Below are 17,295 nucleotides of genomic sequence, written 5' to 3' on the forward strand. Positions count from 1 at the left end.
GCCCCCTGGGGCGCGGTCCGCGGCGGCGGGCGGGTCAGCGACCCGGGTAGCCCGGCCACGGCTGCTGCGGCCACCCGGGGCCCGCCGGCGGCTGCTGCGTGCCGTACGGGTACGAGGCCTGCGGCTGGTACGGGACGGGCGGGTACGGCGCCACCGGCGGGCGGCCGGCCGCCTCGCGGTCGAAGAACGGGCGCGCGTTGGCCCGCATCCACATCGCCACCGGGTCGTACTCGTCGGCCATCGCCACCGTCGAGACCGCGAGCCCCTCCGGGGCCACCGCGATCGCCCGCTGCATCAGGGCCCGCACCGCCTCCACGGCCGGCGGCGAGGTGTCGTACAGTTCCAGTCCGATCGCCAGGTACGGCTCCCCCACCGCGGGGCGCACCCAGGCCCGGCGCAGCGCGCGGACCGCCCGCACCTCCAGCGCCTGATGCTCCAGCAGCCCGTAGAACTGCGGTGCCTGGACCTGGGGTTCACTCAGTTGCAGCGGCCCGGCCGGCAGTCGGTCCAGGCCCGCCGCGATCCGCCGCAGGTCCGCCCAGGGCACCCCGACACCGCCGCCGGGGGCGTGCGGATTCAGCCACAGGCCCCATCGGGTGCGGTACAGCGAGGCGGCGATCTCCTGCCCGGTGATCACCTCGTGGCCGCGGGCCCAGCCGCTGGCCGCGAGCTGCTCGGGCGAGGTGACGGCGGGCGCGTAGCCGTGCCCGGAGACGTCCATGTTCCCGTACTGCGCGTCCGGGCTCCCCGCCGAGCCGTGCCAGAGCAGCATCCAGACCTGGCCCTCGGCCAGCGCCCGCAGCATGCCCTCGTAGGCCTCGTACCGCTCCGGCGCGACCTCGCGCAGGGCGCGTTCCAACGCCCCCGGGTCGGGCCCGGGGCGCGCCGCGAGCGGCGGCCCCCAGGGGCCCGGTGCTCCGCCGCCGGCTGCCGCGTTCATGCGCCCACCTCGATGGCCGTCACGCGAAACACGCACCTTCTGCCGGCGCGCTCGCCCCGCTCGCCCACTTCGAGTCCTCTTCCTCGTCTGCCGCCGCCGGTGTGGCAGGGATGTCCGTCCCGGGATGTCCGGACGCAGCCTATGGGGCGCTGCGGACAGTCGCCATGCCGACGTGCCCCAACTCCACCGGTCACATCCTTGTGTAGAACGGCTGTACCCGGGTGAGCAGCCACTCCACCACCGGGTCGTCCGCCAGGTCGAGCAGCACGAGGTGGACGCCGCCCGGCAGCGGCGCGGTTCCGAGCGCCCGGCCGAGGGCCTCGTTCACCGCGGCCGCGTCGGCGGGCCAGGCGGGGTCGAGCTGGACCCCGACGAAGAGCACGGTCGGCTCGCCCTCCACGCTCGCCAGCGCCCGACGCGCCGTCAGCACTCCGGGCAGCGCGGACAGTTCGCCGCCGGCCGCGGCGAGGAAGGCGAACGGCTCCTCCTCCGGGGCCGGCTCCCGCAGCGCCACCCGGCCACCGGCAGCGGCCTCCGCGGGAGCGTCCCAGCGGTCCTCGCGCGGCCCGCGCCGCAGCTCGGCGACCCCCGCCGGGGGCACCGGGATCCCCACCGGCGCGTCCGGGTTGACCGCGATGCCCAGCCCGAGCGGCAGCCCGCGCGCGAACTCCCACATCGGGGCGACCGCGAAGGCCAGCCCCGGCGCCTGCTGGAGGAACTGCTCCTGGGAGGAGAACACCGGTACGTACGGGGCGCCGGCCAGTTCGATGGTCGGCAGGTCCAGCGACTGCCCCTGCGGGTCGGCGCCGGCCGGCAGCGGGATCCACACCTGGCTGCGCGCCAGCACCTCGATCACCCGCGGCGTGGCCCCCGGGTCACCGAGCGCGGCGGAGAGCACCTGCTCCAGCTCGTTGGCCGGCCAGCTCCCGCCCGGCGGCGCCACCCCGGGCTCGCCCCACGCCTGCGTCTCCTCCACCGGGTAACCCATACGCCCCTGTACCGCCCCATCTCTCGCCTGGCCACCAAGCCTATCGGCCGGACCGGGTCGCGGGTCGGACCGTCTCGGGACGGACCGAAAGCCTCCGCGCACGGGCCGCCGGAGCCACCCCTCGCGCACGGGCCACCCCACTGCGCGGTGACCTGCGGGAGGCCGCCAGCCTGATGAAACTCCCCCCACCTATGCCATGATGTGCCCGTCCTCGTGAGTGCTTCGGCGGGGCGCCAACTCCATACAGGCCGCTCGAACCCGCGCGGGAGAGTCCGGAGTGCCCCTGGGGGTACGGCCGGCGCCGAAGGAGCAAGTCCTCCCCGGAATCTCTCAGGCACCCCTACCGCACGGGCGAGGCACATCTGGAAAGCGGACACGGCCCTGCCGTGCGCCCACCCACGGTGCAAGCCGCCATGCTGTCCCCAAGGGCAGTGCGCGGTGAAGCTCTCAGGTTGTGACGACAGATGGGGAGACCCAGCCGCCGCATGCCCGCGCGCGGGTCGGGTCCCCGTCGGGGCCGGTCCGGCGTGCGCACACCTGAGTGCCCAGCCCAAGGAGTACAGGCCATGTCGTCCCCCCGTCTCACCGCGCTCGACGCGCTGCACCGCGCCCTCGGCGCCACCATGACCGACTTCGCCGGCTGGGACATGCCGCTGCGCTACGGCAGCGAGCGCGAGGAGCACCTCGCCGTCCGCACGAAGGCCGGCCTGTTCGACCTCTCGCACATGGGCGAGATCACCGTGTCCGGCCCGCAGGCCGGCGAGCTGCTGGACCACGCGCTGGTCGGTTTCATCTCGGCGCTGGGCGTGCTGCGCGCCCGCTACACGATGATCTGCGCCGAGGACGGCGGGATCCTGGACGACCTGATCGTCTACCGGACCGCCGAGGACGAGTACATGGTGGTGGCGAACGCCTCCAACGCGCAGGTGGTGCTGGACGCGCTGACCGCCCGCGCCGAGGGCTTCGACGCGGTGGTCCGCGACGACCGCGACGCGTACGCGCTGATCGCCGTGCAGGGTCCGGAGGCGAACGGCATCCTGGCCTCGGTCACGGACGCGGACCTGCCGGGGCTGAAGTACTACGCGCTGCTGCCCGCGACGGTGGCCGGCAAGCAGGTCTGGCTGGCCCGGACGGGCTACACCGGCGAGGACGGCTTCGAGATCTTCTCGGCCCCCGCCGACGCCGAGCACCTGTGGAACGCGCTGACCGAGGCGGGCCGGGACGCCGGTCTGGTCCCGTGCGGCCTGTCCTGCCGGGACACGCTGCGCCTGGAGGCGGGCATGCCGCTGTACGGGCACGAGCTGAACACCGACCTGACCCCGTTCGACGCGGGCCTGGGCCGGGTGGTGCGTTTCGACAAGACCACGAACGGCGGCGCGTTCGTGGGCCGCAAGGCGCTGGAGCAGGCGGCCGCCGAGGCCGAGTCCAACCCGCCGCGGGTCCTGGTCGGCCTGGTCTCCGAGGGCCGGCGGGTGCCGCGCGCGGAGTACGCCGTGGTGGACGCCGAGGGCACCGCGATCGGCCGGATCACCTCGGGTGCGCCGTCGCCGACGCTGGGCAAGCCGATCGCGATCGCGTACGTGGACGCGGCGCACGCGACGCCGGGCGCCACCGTGGCGGTGGACGTGCGGGGCAAGCAGGAGCCCGTCCAGGTCGTCGCGCTGCCGTTCTACAAGCGCGCCCGCTAGCGCCCGGCGCGCCCGCCGACCCCGCCGCGGGCATCCGCCCGCGTGAGCGCGGTCACCCACCGTCACCCCTGTCCGGGTCGCCCGGCCGGTCCGGCGACCCCGCATTTCCACCGACTGCTTCCCATCCTGGAGAATGACGCCATGAGCAACCCCCAGCACCTGCAGTTCAGCAAGGAGCACGAGTGGCTGACGGCCGCCGAGGGCGGTGTCTCGACGATCGGCATCACCGCCCACGCGGCGGACGCCCTCGGTGACATCGTCTACGTGCAGCTGCCCGAGGTCGGCGACACCGTCACCGCAGGTGAGACCTGTGGCGAGCTTGAGTCCACCAAGTCGGTCAGCGACCTGTACTCCCCCGCCACCGGCGAGGTCGTCGAGGTCAACCAGGCCGTCATCGACGAGCCGGCCCTGGTGAACTCCGCCCCCTTCGAGGGTGGCTGGCTGTTCAAGGTCCGGCTCGACGGTGAGCCCGAGGACCTGCTGAGCGCCGACGAGTACACCGCCCTCACCGGCGGCTGAGTCCCCCGACGGGGCGGCCGCAGCGCGGCGGCCGCCCCCGCCCGGCCCCTTGCCCGCTCCCGCCCGCCGCCCGGCCGTCCCCGCGGCCGACGAGCTGCGCGCGGCTGCCCCATGACGGGAAGACCACACCATGACGGTTCTCAACCAGTCCCTGCACGCCCTCGACCCGGAGATCGCCGCGGCGGTCGACGCGGAGCTGCACCGTCAGCAGACCACCCTGGAAATGATCGCCTCCGAGAACTTCGCCCCGGTGGCGGTCATGGAGGCCCAGGGCTCGGTGCTGACCAACAAGTACGCCGAGGGCTACCCCGGCCGTCGCTACTACGGCGGCTGCGAGCACGTCGACGTGGCCGAGCAGATCGCGATCGACCGGGTGAAGGCGCTGTTCGGCGCCGAGCACGCGAACGTGCAGCCGCACTCCGGTGCGCAGGCGAACGCCGCCGCGATGTTCGCGCTGATCCAGCCGGGCGACACCATCCTGGGCCTGAGCCTGGCCCACGGCGGCCACCTCACCCACGGCATGAAGATCAACTTCTCCGGCAAGCTCTACAACGTGGCCGCGTACCACGTGGACGAGAAGACCAACCAGGTCGACATGGCCGAGGTCGAGCGCCTCGCCAAGGAGCACCAGCCCAAGCTGATCATCGCCGGCTGGTCCGCCTACCCGCGCCAGCTGGACTTCGCCGCGTTCCGCCGCATCGCGGACGAGGTCGGCGCCCTGCTCATGGTCGACATGGCGCACTTCGCCGGCCTGGTGGCCGCGGGCCTGCACCCGAACCCGGTGCCGTACGCGGACGTGGTGACCACCACGACCCACAAGACCCTCGGCGGCCCGCGCGGCGGCGTGATCCTCTCCAAGGCCGAGTACGCCAAGAAGATCAACTCCGCGGTCTTCCCCGGCCAGCAGGGCGGCCCGCTGGAGCACGTCATCGCCGCCAAGGCCGTCGCCTTCAAGGTCGCCGCGTCCGAGGAGTTCAAGGAGCGCCAGCAGCGCACCCTGGCCGGCGCCAAGATCCTCGCCGAGCGCCTCCTCAAGGACGACGCGACCGCGGCCGGCGTCTCCGTCCTGTCCGGCGGCACCGACGTCCACCTCGTCCTGGTGGACCTGCGCCACAGCGAGCTGGACGGCCAGCAGGCCGAGGACCGCCTCCACGAGGTCGGCATCACGGTCAACCGCAACGCCGTCCCGAACGACCCGCGCCCGCCGATGGTCACCTCCGGCCTGCGGATCGGCACCCCGGCGCTCGCCACCCGCGGCTTCCAGGCCGAGGACTTCCGCGAGGTCGCCGACGTCATCGCCGAGACGCTGCTGCCGACCTTCGACGAGGCCAAGGCCGCCGCCCTCAAGGCCCGCGTCAGCGCGCTGGCCGCGAAGTACCCGCTGTACCCGAACCTGTAACACCCGCCCGACCCCTGCGGGACCGCCTGACCCCGCAGGACGCTTCCTCCCTCGGGAGGCCGGCACACACCCGCCGGCCTCCCGAATCCCCGGGGCACCGCGCACACTGGAACGTGGAGCGCGGTGCCCCGACCCGTGTACCTGCTTGTCCTTCCACGAGACCAGACAAGGACGTCCCCCGTGGCCATCAGCGTCTTCGACCTCTTCTCCATCGGCATCGGCCCTTCGAGTTCCCACACCGTCGGCCCGATGCGGGCCGCCCGGATGTTCGCCCGCCGCCTGAAGTCCGAGGGGCTGCTGGCCCAGACCGCCGCCGTCCGCGCGGAGCTCTTCGGCTCGCTCGGCGCGACCGGCCACGGCCACGGCACCCCCAAGGCCGTCCTGCTCGGCCTGGAGGGCAACTCCCCCCGGACCGTCGACGTCGACCAGGCCGACCTGGACGTGGAGCGGATCAAGGCGACCAAGCAGCTGCGGCTGCTCGGCCACGACCTGGCCGACGCCCACCAGATCGCCTTCGACACCGACACCCAGCTGATCCTGCACCGCCGCCGCTCGCTGCCGTACCACGCCAACGGCATGACCCTGGCCGCGTACGACGCCGACGGCGTACCCGTGCTGGAGAAGACCTACTACTCGGTCGGCGGCGGCTTCGTGGTCGACGAGGACGCCATCGGCGCGGACCGCGTGAAGCCGGACGACACCGTGCTGCGCTACCCGTTCCGCACCGGCGAGGAGCTGCTGCGCCTCACCCGGGAGACCGGACTGTCGATCTCCGGCCTGATGCTGGAGAACGAGAAGGCCTGGCGCAGCGAGGCCGAGATCCGCACCGGCCTGCTGGAGATCTGGCGGGTCATGCAGGAGTGCGTGGCCGCCGGCATGTCCCGCGAGGGCATCCTGCCGGGCGGCCTGAAGGTCCGCCGCCGGGCCGCCAGCGGCGCCCGCGCCCTGCGGGCCGAGGGCATAGGGCCCGCCAACGCGATGGAGTGGGTGACCCTCTACGCGATGGCGGTCAACGAGGAGAACGCCTCCGGACAGCGCGTGGTCACCGCGCCCACCAACGGCGCGGCCGGCATCATCCCCGCCGTCCTGCACTACTTCCTGAACTTCATCCCCGGCGCGGACGAGGACGGCATCGTCCGCTTCCTGCTCGCGGCCGGCGCGATCGGCATGCTCTTCAAGGAGAACGCCTCGATCTCCGGCGCCGAGGTCGGCTGCCAGGGCGAGGTCGGCTCCGCCTGCTCGATGGCGGCCGGCGGCCTCGCCGAGGTGCTGGGCGGCTCCCCCGAGCAGGTCGAGAACGCCGCCGAGATCGGCATCGAGCACAACCTCGGCCTCACCTGCGACCCGGTCGGCGGCCTGGTCCAGATCCCCTGCATCGAGCGCAACGGCATGGCCTCGGTCAAGGCCATCACGGCGGCCCGGATGGCACTGCGCGGCGACGGCCGCCACCACGTCTCCCTCGACAAGGCGATCAAGACCATGAAGGAGACCGGCGCCGACATGAAGGTCAAGTACAAGGAGACCTCGCGCGGAGGACTCGCGGTCAACGTCATCGAGTGCTGACCACTCCACGAACGTGACCTGCCGGCCGTTCTGAAGATCCGGCGTCCCGGGCCTGCCAAGCGGCGGCCCGGGACGCCGGGTTTCATGGCGCCGTCCGGGCCGCTTGCGAGCGCGGCCGACACCGTCGGACATTCGGCCAGCGGTTGCAGCCGAGCGACAGCGGTCGCAGCACTGTGCCGGTCGGGACCGTCCTCAGCCGGCGTTGGGACTCCTGGACATCGCCGAGTCCGTCGCTTCGGTCGCCTGCTCACCCGGCACAGGGCGGTCAGTCCCCAGCGCGAAGCGTGGCAGCCGCCGCAGTCCCGCCGATCGGCGAACCAACCCGTACGGAATCTGCATGAGCAGTACCACCACCGGAAGCACCACGACGGTCACCAACTCGCTGCCGAGATCGAGCGACCTCACCACGGCCAACAACCCGCATCCGATCCCGAATGACATGACGTGCGCGGCGACATAGCCCCAGGGGGAAACTCCCTCCGCCTCGTCCCGCTCCAGACTCCGTCCGACCTCCTCACTCACCAGGGCCAGGATGCACTGGTCCTTCATCGACGCGAGAAGACGGGCGACCTTCTCCACCAGCACCGTGAGTTGCGAGCGGTCGCGATACACCGCTTCCAGGGCCTCGTTCAGCTCGGCACTCATCCCGGCCACCTGCCCGACCAGACGACGCCTCCGCGAAACAGAGCGTGTCACTCCGAATCGCGCGAACATCCCCAAAGCACTGCTCAATCGGCCGACACCGTCATCCAGCCTGATGGTCGACTCAGGACTGGGGTGCTCACGGTGCTGGTCGCAGGCTGCCAGGAGTTGCATCGCCGCCAGAGCTACGAGATCAGCGCTGTGACCACGGCGAAGCGCTATGTCGTCCAGCCGCATGGGCAGGGTGGACAGTACGGCCAGCGCGACCGCGGGCAGTACCGCCCACAGGAATGCCGCCTCGGATACACCGGCAGCCAATGCCTCGGCAACGCCCATGGCAAGCGCCGCGAACGCCAGCACCGCCACCGGCACACCGAGCAGCACCTGTTCCTTCACGGCAAGGGCCCACGCGTCGAGTTGGACCAGCACGGATCGGTCAGGGGCTGCCACACCGGCGGCATCGGTGGCCCTGGTCGCCTGCTCGTACAGTTGCTCCGAGCGCCGACGCGCCCGCTGCTGGAACCCGCTACGGCGGACGAGCCAGAAGCCCTTCCGCCGAACGTGGCCCGCCAACACGCCGGAAGTGGCGCCGGCCAACGCGAGGACGGTGGCAAGTCCAGCTCCGAGGACTCCCGGAAACACTCCGAACAGCAGCGAAGTCACGCCACTCACCTTCAACTCCCAGCAGGGGCAACCTGGCTAAGGCATGAACATAGCCACTGCCACCGTCAAGCGCCCCGGCAGCGAGCGATCGCTCCGACCGTCGACGGCTGGTCCGAGCGAGCCGAGGATGCCGTTTCACCTGACCGCGACAGCGGGCGGGCGACTTGTCCACGACGCGAATGCAGCTCCGGCTGCTCGGGCCGAACCGAACAGGTCAGTGTTGTGCCCAACCGCCGTGCAGTTGAACTGAGATGCAAAGGACAGCGCCATCGAGTGGTGATCGCAAGGCAATCCGACCAACGGTAGCCGCAGCCCGTGGCAGGCCGGCCCGGAGTGTTCCCAGGCCGGCCCGCCAGGCGTCGAGGCGCCGACGGCCTCCCCGGCCGCCGGGCCACCGACCTCGGCTGGGGCTGCCAGGCCCGGACGGGCGGCGTCGGCAAGGCCGTCTGGTGCAGCGTCGCGCCCGCCGGTACGCCCGCCGCCACCCGCAGGAGCGCCGCGTGACCTCCTGCCCCGGCCCCAGCGCCGACGGAGCCGTCGCCGTCGAGATCGAGGACGTGACCGCCCCCGCCCGGTTCCAGCACCTCCCCGACGCCCTCGCCGCGCTCTGGCGCTCGCTGCGCGAACTCCCGCTCGGCGCAGACCAGTCCGACGCCTTCGAGTACTTCCTCACCCGGCGCGAGGCCGCCGACCGGGTCCGCGAATTCCTCGTCCGGGACGGCTCGCTCACCCTCACCCTCCGAATGGACGGCCGCCTGCACTCCGTCCGGATCCACCCCGCCGAGGGCGATCGGGCCCACCCCGGCCGACGACGCACCCCATGCGGTGACCGGCCCACCGGACCGCCTCCGCGGACCGCACGGACCACGCCACCGCGCCGGGGAAGAGCAGCCGCCCACCGACCGTCGAGCCACCCCAGACAAGGTGAATAATCAAAGGCCTTCATGCGAATTCATGCGCGCAGCAAAGGTGAACTAGGTTACAAACCTTCCAATCCAAGCTGTCCGGTTTGCTCACATCCTGAGACGCATGCGATAGTCGAAGCAGTCCGGGGCGTGACGACGCCCCGGACGCGAACCACGGCCGCCCCCGACCTGGCGCGGCCGTCCCCATCGCGCGGTACGCACCCCCTTGACCGGCGCGATGACCTGCACGGGCCTCCACGCCGCACCACGGCGACGGGGGCCCTGCGTGTTTTCCGGAATGGGACGAACGCTTCCGCCGACGCCGTCAGCCGCGCTCGCGGATCTTCAGCTCGAACCAGACGCCCTTGCCGCGCGGGAGCAGGTCCGCCCCCCAGCGGTCGGAGAGGTCGTCGACCAGCAGCAGGCCGTAGCCGGCCTCGCCGCCGGGCTCGGCCACGATCCGGCAGGGCAGCGCCCGCGAGGAGTCCCTGACCTCCACCCGCAGCCAGCCCGGCCGCCGCTGCACCTGGAGGCCGACGGTGCGGCCGGCGGCGTGCCGGACGGCGTTGGCGACGAGCTCGCCGGCCAGTAACTCCCCGACCTCCAGCAGCTGGTGCAGGCCCCAGGACTGCAGGACGGACAGGACCAGTCTCCGGGCCACCGACGCGGACTGCGGCCGGGAGGGCAGCACCACCTCGTCGGATCCGTCCCGCTCGCACATCCGCCCGAAGTAGACCTGTTCGAGCTCCTCGGGGCCGAGCCGCTCCAAGGCCGCCAACGCCAGGGGGCGGTCGTTCGACGCGGCGTCACCCAGCAGACCGGCCCCAGGATGTGATGACTGTTCCGCTTCGCCCCATCCCGCCATGCGCCCCATCATTGCGGAACGCATGCGGCCGCGTACGGACAATGAGCAAACAATCACTATTCGGCAGGCATATGCCGACAGCAACCGTCCGAAACAGCACTGCCGGGCACCCCGCGAGGGGTGCCCGGCAGGGTCGCCGTACGCCGTCCGCTACCAGGAGCCCCAGGGCAGGTTCCAGCCGCTGAGGCCGTTGTCCGGCTCCACCTGTCCGCGCTTGGAGTTCTGCACCGTGACCACGTCACCGACCAGCGAGGAGTCGTAGAACTTCCCCGCCACGGTGCCGGATCCGCCGCCCTTCACGTCCTGCAGGCCGACGCAGCCGTGGCTGGTGTTGTCCTCGCCGAAGGAGTGGCCCCAGTAGTTGCCGTGCACGTAGGTGCCGGTGTCGGTGAGCCGCATCGAGTGCGGCACCATCAGGTCGTACGGCTCGCCGGTCATCCCCGGCAGGGTGCTGGAGCGCATGTTGACCACGCCCTCCTTGGCCGAGATCACCATCGTCCCGTTCCAGGTCGGGTGCTCGGGCGAGCCGGAGGTGATCGGGATGACGGAGGTCTGGCCGTCGCTCACCACGGTCATCTCGTGGGTGTTCGCGTCCACCGTGGAGACCTGCGAGCGGCCGATGGTGAACGGCTCGTCGCGGTCCACCCCGCCGTAGACGCCGGGCGAGATCTCCACGCTCTTCAGCCGGTAGTGCACGGTCACCTTGGTGCCGGGCTTCCAGTACGCCTCCGGGCGCAGGTCGAGCCGGCGGTCACCGAACCAGTGGCCCTTGACCACGGTGCCGTTGTCGGTCTCGAAGGTGATGCCCTTCGCCACCTCGGCCTTGTTCTGCACGTCCTTGTCGAAGGCCACCGAGAGGATCATCCCGACCCCGTAGGCGGCTCCGTCGGTGATGTTGTCCGACGGCTCGGCCTCGTGCTGCGGGGTCAGCGTGGTGAAGCCGCTCTCCGCCGTGGCCTGCACCCCCGCGGCGTCGGCGGCCTGCGCGCTGACCCGGTACGCCGTGCCGACGGCCAGCGGAGCGTTCGGGGTCCAGGCCGCGCCGTCGGCGGTGGCCGCCCCCGGTATCTCCCGGCCGTCCTTGTCGGTGACCTTGACGGTGGTGAGCTTCCCGCCCGCCACCGAGACCTTCAGCGCTCCCGGCGCCACGCCCTCGGCGCCGTTCTTCGGGGTGATGTCCAGGACGGCCGCGGAGACCTTCGGCTGCGGCTGTTCCGATCGCGCGCCGGCCGGAGCCGAGGCTCCCCCGCCGGCGCCGCCCAGGGCCGCCCCCGCGGGCGGCTGCTTACCGCCCGTGCCGCCCCCGCACGCGGTGGTCAGCACCAGCAGACCGCCGAGCACCACGGCGGCCGACGCCCTGCGTATCGACCCGACGGGCCTGCGTATCGACTCCACGGCCGACTCCCTCCCTCGTTACCCAGCTGAGAACACGCGTCCGGGGAGCGGAAAGTTGCGGCCGTCTCCCGACCGTTACCAGCGGGAACGCGAGCGGCCCGGCACCCTGCGGGCAGGGAGCCGGGCCGGTCGTCGCGGAGGGGGGGTTACCAGTTCTTGTAGTCCATCGTCCAGCCGCTGAGGCCGTTGTCCGGCTTCACGGTGGCGCTGGTGGAGTTCTTGATCGTGACCGGGTCGCCGATCATCGAGTCGTTGAAGAACTTGCCCGCCACCGAGGTGTCGCTGCCGCCCTGGACGTCCTGCATGGAGACGCAGCCGTGGCTGGCGTTGCTCTTGCCGAACGGGTTGGCCCAGTAGTTGCCGTGCACGAAGGTGCCGGAGTCGGTCAGCCGCATCGCGTGCGGGACGTCCTGGATGTCGTACTCCGCGCCCAGGCCGACGGTCTGGGAGTTCATCCGGGTGACCTTCTCCTTGCTGGAGATCACCATGGTGCCGTTCCAGGACGGGTTCTTGGCGTCGCCCAGGGTCACCGGCAGGACGGTCGACTTGCCGTCGCGCACCACGGTCATCTGGTGCGTGGCGGAGTCGGCGGTGGAGACCTGCGAGCGGCCGATCACGAACGGCTCGTCCTTGTCCACGTCACCGTAGACACCGGGCGCGACCTCGACGTTCTTGAGGCGGTACTTGATGGTGACCTTGGTGCCGGGGTTCCAGTACTTCTCCGGCCGGAAGTCCAGCCGCTGGCTGCCGAACCAGTGGCCCTTGACGGTGGTGCCGTCGCTGGCGACGAAGGTGATGCCCTTCTCCACGGCGTCCTGGTTCTTGATCGCCTTGTTGAACTTCACCGAGACGATCATGCCGACACCGTAGGTGCCGTTGTCGGCGATGTTGTCGTTGGTGGAGACCGTCTTCGCCGGGGTGAGCGTGGTGAAGGTCGTGGTGGACGCGGAGACCAGGCCGGCCGGGTCGGCCGCCTGCACGTTCACCTTGTACGCCATGCCCACGGTCAGCGGCGCGGAGGGCGTCCAGCCCAGGCCGTCCGCGCTGATCGCGCCCGGTACGGCCTTGCCGTCCTTGTCGGTCACCTCGACCGCGGTCAGCTTGCCGCCCGTGACGCCGACCTTGACGCCGTTGGTCGGGTTGACGTCGACGGCGCCGTCCTTCGGCTCGACGTTCAGCACCGCCGCCGAGACCTTGGGGGTCTCCGTGGCCGGCGCGGACGCGGCGCTGCTGGCACCCCCGGTCGCCGCGGTGTCGTTGCCGGCGGTGCCGGCACTGCCGCCGGTGCCCCCGCCGCCGTTCGACGAGCAGGCCGCGCCCAACAGCAGCACCCCGCCCATCATGACCGCGACGGCGCTGCGGCGCCCCCGGCGGTCTGCCCTACGTATCGCGGCGTTGTCCGCCTGAACCGGCTTCACTCGGTCTCTCCCCTCCCGGTATCCACCCTGAATACACGCGCTGGTGCCCGGAAGGGTTGCACCGGGAGCGGATGTTCTCCCTACTCGGCCCCGGGGGCGAGGAGCAGGATAACCGGGCAGGATGAGTGAATCCTCGGCGGGAGGCCGGTGCCCGCGCGGTGCATCCTCAGTGAAGCGCCGGCGCGCCTTCCGCCGGTGCGGCGGCCGGTGCCGTACCGCGCGGGGCGGCCCCCGCGCCGGTCGTACCCGGCGCGGCGGGCCCCGACCCGCGCGCGGACGTGGGCGCGGGTGCGGGCGGGGACGAGGGAGCGTACGAGGGTGACGGCGACGGCCCGGACGATGCCGTGGGCACCGGCGACGGCGTGGCCGGCCCGCCGGGGAGGAGCGCGCTCCCGGCCAGCCACTGCGCCCACGGGAGGTTCCAGCCGTTCAGCCCGTTGTGCGGCGGCACCGCCTCCCCGCTGGAGCCGCGGACCTCGATCACGTCCCCGGTGAGGGTGTGCTCGAACAGCCAGCCCGCCGGGGTCTCGGTCGTCCCGCCGCCCTTGGCGTCGGCCAGGCCGATGCAGCCGTGGCTGGTGTTGTCGTTGCCGAAGACCTCCGGGTCCGCCCAGTAGTTGCCGTGGATGAAGGTGCCGGAGGTGGTCAGCCGCATCGCGTGCGGGACGTCCTTGATGTCGTACTCGTCACCGAGGCCGACCGTCTGCGAGTTCATCCGGGTGACCTTGAACTTCTCCGAGACGACCATCGCACCGAGGTAGGTGCTGTGCTCGGGGGTGCCGCCGGAGATCTTCAGCCGCCGCACCACCGCCGACCCCTGCCGGACGGTGAGGGTGTGCTCGTCCAGGTCCACCACGCTGATCTGGGAGCGGCCGACGGTGAAGCGGACGTCCTTGGTCTGCGTCCCGAGCTCGCCCGGCGCGCCCTCCACGCCCTTGAAGCGCAGCGCGAGGCTGACCTTCGTCCCCGGCGCCCAGTACCGCTCCGGGCGGAAGTCCAGCCGCTGGTCGCCGAACCAGTGCGCGGCCACCGGCACCGCCGGCACCGCGGTGACCCGGACGGCCCGCTCCACCGCCGCACGGTCCGCGATCGGGCGGCTGAAGCGCAGCGACACCGGCATGCCGACACCGACCGTGCTGCCGTCCTCGGGGGTGAAGAAGGCGACGAAGGTACGCGCCCTGGCCACCGTGCTGAACACGCTGTGCCGGGTGGCCCGGGCGCCGTCGCGGTCCACCGCCGAGGCGTCCAGGGAGTAGGTGCCGCCCACCGCGAGCAGGCCGTCCGGGGTCCAGGAGCCGCCGTCCTCGGACACCGTGCCGGGCAGCTCGGCCCCCTTGTTGTCCCGGAACCGGACGGACTCCAGCCGCCCGCCCTGCGCCACCGTCACCCGCACCGGCCCCTCCGGGGGGATTTCGCGGCTGCCGTCCCCCGGCGTCACCTGGATCGCCGGCCGCGACGCGGGCGGCGGCGCCGGCGCGTCCCCGCCGCCCAGCGGCCCGCTGCCGTCGCAGCCGGTGATCAGGAACAGCCCGAAGACCGCCGCCCGCCGTGCCCAAACCCGCAGTCCGGGGCGCATCCGGCCTCCCGCTGTGTCCGTCGTCCGCCTGCCGCCGTCGGCCGGCGGAGGTCCACTGACGGACCCTCACCGACCGTCCGATCGCCAGCCTAAGGGGCCGATCCCCCGATACCGGGCATAACGACCGCGCCACCGGCCGGACACGAACGAGGGACCCCGGCCGGGAAGCCGCATCCGCGCCGCCGGAGGTGGCACGATCGATCACGGTCCGTCACGAGGCGATCCACCACGTGACAGCGGCATCCGATCAGGGAACAAGTGTGGGACGGGGGTACGGGACGCCCCGTGCTGGGAGGGTGCGGCCATGACGGCTTGGCAGGAGCTGGGACCAGGCGCGCGACCGGACGGAGCCGCCGACCGGGACGTGGCCGGAGCACGTGCGGAACCGACCGGGGCCGCCCGCCCCGACACCCCCTGGCCGGGCAGCTGGCAGCCGCTCGGCGCCCGCTTCCGGACCGGCCCCCGAGGCGCCCGGGGCACCAACTTCGCGCTGTGGGCCGCCGGCGCCGAGGCCGTCGACCTCTGCCTGTTCGACGAGGACGGGCAGGAGAGCCGCCACCGCCTCACCGAGCAGGACTTCCAGACCTGGCACGGCTACCTGCCCGGCGTGCTGCCCGGCACCCGCTACGGCTTCCGGGTGCACGGCCGCTGGGACCCGTGGACCGGCGCCCGCTGGAACCCGGCGAAACTGCTGCTGGACCCGTACGCCCGCGCCGTCGACGGCCGCTACACCGCCCACGACGCCACCTGCGGGTCGGTCCGCGACTGGCCCGAGCGCGAGGTCGCCGACACCGTCCGCGACAACCGCGACTCCGCCCCCTACGTGCCCAAGGGCGTGGTCGTGCACGACGACGACGACTGGTACGACGACCAGCGGCCGAAGACCCCCTGGGCCGAGACCGTGCTCTACGAGGTGCACGTCCGCGGCTTCACCATGCGCCACCCCGGCGTCCCGCCCGAGCTGCGCGGCACCTACGCCGGCCTCGCCCACCCCGCCGCGATCGAGCACCTCACCGGCCTCGGCGTCACCGCCGTCGAGCTGCTGCCCGTCCACCAGTTCGCCGACGAGGACCACCTGCAGTCCCGCGGGCTCACCAACTACTGGGGCTACAACAGCATCGGCTACTTCGCGCCGCACGCCGGCTACAGCGCCTCCGGCAGCCGCGGCCAGCAGGTGGGCGAGTTCAAGCGGATGGTCCGGGCCCTGCACGCGGCCGGCATCGAGGTCATCCTCGACGTGGTCTACAACCACACCGCCGAGGGCGGCGAGCTGGGCCCCACCCTGTCACTGCGCGGCATCGACAACGCCGGCTACTACCGCCTGCCGCTGCACCGCCGGCGCGGCTACGCCGACTACACCGGCTGCGGCAACACCCTCGACACCCGCCAGCCGCAGACCGTCCGGCTGATCACCGACTCGCTGCGCTACTGGGTCACCGAGATGGGCGTCGACGGGTTCCGCTTCGACCTCGCGGCGGCGCTGGCCCGGGGCAGCGACGGCGTGGAGATGCACCACCCCTTCCTCGCCGCCGTCTCCCAGGACCCGGTGCTCAGCCGGGTCAAGCTGATCGCCGAGCCCTGGGACGTCGGCGCCGGCGGCTACCAGGTCGGCGGGTTCCCGCCGCTGTGGGCCGAGTGGAACGACAAGTACCGCGACACCGTCCGGGACTTCTGGCGCGGCGCCCGCCCGGACGTGCGCGAGCTCGGCTACCGGCTCTCCGGCTCCTCCGACCTCTACCAGCGCGGCGGCCGGCGCCCCTACGCCTCCGTCAACTTCGTCACCGCCCACGACGGCTTCACCCTGCGCGACCTGGTCAGCTACCAGGACAAGCAGAACCGGGCCAACGGCGAGGACAACCGGGACGGCACCAACGACAACCGGTCCTGGAACTGCGGCACCGAGGGCGAGACCGACGACCCGGCGGTCCAGGAACTGCGCCGGCGCCAGCTGCGCAACCTGCTGGCCACCCTGCTGCTCTCCACCGGCGTCCCGATGCTCACCGCCGGCGACGAGCTCGGCCGCACCCAGGGCGGCAACAACAACGCCTACTGCCAGGACAACGAGATCAGCTGGCTCGACTGGTCACTGCTGGACGACCCCGGCTGGCGCTCGCTGCGCGACCTCACCGCCCGGCTCGTACGGCTGCGCCGCCGGCACCCCGTGCTGCGCCAGCGGGCCTTCTTCTCCGGCCGGGCCGCCGCCCCCGGCGGCCAGCCGGACCTGGCCTGGTTCACCCCGCGCGGGCGGGAGATGACCGAGGCGGACTGGTTCGCGCCCACCACCGGCCTCGGCATGCTGCTCTCGGGGGCGGCGATGTCCGAGCGCGACCAGCACGGCCTGCCGCTGCGCGACGACAGCTTCCTGCTGCTGCTCAACGCCGGGGACCGCGAGCTCCCCTTCACCCTCCCCGGCGGGCCGCGGACGGCCGGCTACGAGAGCGTCCTGGACACCTCGCTGCCCGACCAGTCGGCCGCGCCCGGTGTCCACCGCCCGGCGGCGGCGGCGCTGCCGCTGGCGGCCCGCTCGCTGCACCTGCTGCGGCTGCTGCCGGTGGCGGCCAACGGCGGCCGGCCGCACTGACGCGGTACCGGCCGGGCGGCGGCCCCGGCCGGGCAGCGGCGCAGTGCCGGGCCCGGGCGGCGCGGGCGGGGCGGCGCGGCCTGCGCGCGGCCCCGCCTCGGCACCGCCCGGCCGCGTGGCCGGCCACCGCGTGGCCGATTCTCGCCGACAGGA

The 17,295-nt window shown here is 72.7% G+C and carries 13 protein-coding genes and 1 riboswitch; of the genes, 6 read left to right on the forward strand and 7 right to left on the reverse strand.

What is annotated here, in order from left to right:
• Window positions 1-34: 34 nt before the first annotated feature.
• A complete protein-coding gene (locus ACFTWP_RS12485) occupies window positions 35-940 on the reverse strand; it encodes an enhanced serine sensitivity protein SseB C-terminal domain-containing protein (RefSeq protein ID WP_380264450.1) in 906 nt (301 codons plus the stop codon).
• Window positions 941-1,130: 190 nt separating this feature from the next.
• Complete coding sequence (locus tag ACFTWP_RS12490) at window positions 1,131-1,928, reverse strand: enhanced serine sensitivity protein SseB (RefSeq protein ID WP_380264451.1); 798 nt, start codon at window positions 1,926-1,928, stop codon at window positions 1,131-1,133.
• Window positions 1,929-2,181: 253 nt separating this feature from the next.
• Window positions 2,182-2,284, forward strand: a riboswitch (glycine riboswitch).
• A gap of 210 nt (window positions 2,285-2,494) precedes the next feature.
• Here ACFTWP_RS12490 and gcvT point away from each other — a divergent pair.
• From gcvT to ACFTWP_RS12510, 4 genes are all read left to right on the forward strand, one after another.
• Entirely contained in the window at window positions 2,495-3,616 is a 1,122-nt protein-coding gene (gene gcvT / locus ACFTWP_RS12495; RefSeq protein WP_380264452.1) for a glycine cleavage system aminomethyltransferase GcvT, read from the forward strand.
• 141 nt (window positions 3,617-3,757) lie between these two features.
• The gene (gene gcvH / locus ACFTWP_RS12500) at window positions 3,758-4,135 is read left to right on the forward strand and encodes a glycine cleavage system protein GcvH (RefSeq protein WP_380264453.1); all 378 of its coding nucleotides are present in this window, start codon (window positions 3,758-3,760) and stop codon (window positions 4,133-4,135) included.
• 130 nt (window positions 4,136-4,265) lie between these two features.
• A complete protein-coding gene (gene glyA, locus ACFTWP_RS12505; RefSeq protein ID WP_380264454.1) occupies window positions 4,266-5,534 on the forward strand; it encodes a serine hydroxymethyltransferase in 1,269 nt (422 codons plus the stop codon).
• Between the two features lie 180 nt (window positions 5,535-5,714).
• The gene (locus ACFTWP_RS12510) at window positions 5,715-7,097 is read left to right on the forward strand and encodes an L-serine ammonia-lyase (RefSeq protein ID WP_380264455.1); all 1,383 of its coding nucleotides are present in this window, start codon (window positions 5,715-5,717) and stop codon (window positions 7,095-7,097) included.
• Window positions 7,098-7,289: 192 nt separating this feature from the next.
• Here the strand turns inward: ACFTWP_RS12510 and ACFTWP_RS12515 are convergent, their stop codons facing one another.
• Window positions 7,290-8,402 carry a hypothetical protein gene (locus tag ACFTWP_RS12515; protein ID WP_380264456.1) on the reverse strand — a complete coding sequence of 371 codons (1,113 nt, stop codon included), beginning with the start codon at window positions 8,400-8,402 and terminating at the stop codon, window positions 7,290-7,292.
• 500 nt (window positions 8,403-8,902) lie between these two features.
• Here ACFTWP_RS12515 and ACFTWP_RS12520 point away from each other — a divergent pair, with 500 nt between their 5' ends.
• Window positions 8,903-9,334: a hypothetical protein gene (locus ACFTWP_RS12520; RefSeq protein WP_380264457.1), complete on the forward strand. Its 432-nt coding sequence runs from the start codon at window positions 8,903-8,905 to the stop codon at window positions 9,332-9,334.
• A 298-nt stretch (window positions 9,335-9,632) separates the two neighbouring features.
• Here the strand turns inward: ACFTWP_RS12520 and ACFTWP_RS12525 are convergent, their stop codons facing one another.
• The 4 genes from ACFTWP_RS12525 to ACFTWP_RS12540 form a co-directional block, all read right to left on the reverse strand.
• The gene (locus tag ACFTWP_RS12525; protein ID WP_380264458.1) at window positions 9,633-10,172 is read right to left on the reverse strand and encodes an ATP-binding protein; all 540 of its coding nucleotides are present in this window, start codon (window positions 10,170-10,172) and stop codon (window positions 9,633-9,635) included.
• Window positions 10,173-10,322: 150 nt separating this feature from the next.
• Window positions 10,323-11,567: an Ig-like domain-containing protein gene (locus ACFTWP_RS12530; RefSeq protein WP_380264459.1), complete on the reverse strand. Its 1,245-nt coding sequence runs from the start codon at window positions 11,565-11,567 to the stop codon at window positions 10,323-10,325.
• A 146-nt stretch (window positions 11,568-11,713) separates the two neighbouring features.
• A complete protein-coding gene (locus ACFTWP_RS12535) occupies window positions 11,714-12,985 on the reverse strand; it encodes an Ig-like domain-containing protein (protein ID WP_380264460.1) in 1,272 nt (423 codons plus the stop codon).
• A 166-nt stretch (window positions 12,986-13,151) separates the two neighbouring features.
• Window positions 13,152-14,561 (reverse strand): Ig-like domain-containing protein, encoded by a 1,410-nt coding sequence (locus tag ACFTWP_RS12540; RefSeq protein ID WP_380264461.1) that lies wholly within the window; start codon window positions 14,559-14,561, stop codon window positions 13,152-13,154.
• A gap of 304 nt (window positions 14,562-14,865) precedes the next feature.
• On the opposite strand from ACFTWP_RS12540, the gene glgX reads away from it, so the two are divergent.
• Window positions 14,866-17,142 (forward strand): glycogen debranching protein GlgX, encoded by a 2,277-nt coding sequence (gene glgX, locus ACFTWP_RS12545; protein WP_380264462.1) that lies wholly within the window; start codon window positions 14,866-14,868, stop codon window positions 17,140-17,142.
• Window positions 17,143-17,295 lie beyond the last annotated feature (153 nt).

Source organism: Kitasatospora sp. NPDC057015 (assembly GCF_042673745.1).
Taxonomy (GTDB): Bacteria; Actinomycetota; Actinomycetes; order Streptomycetales; family Streptomycetaceae; genus Kitasatospora.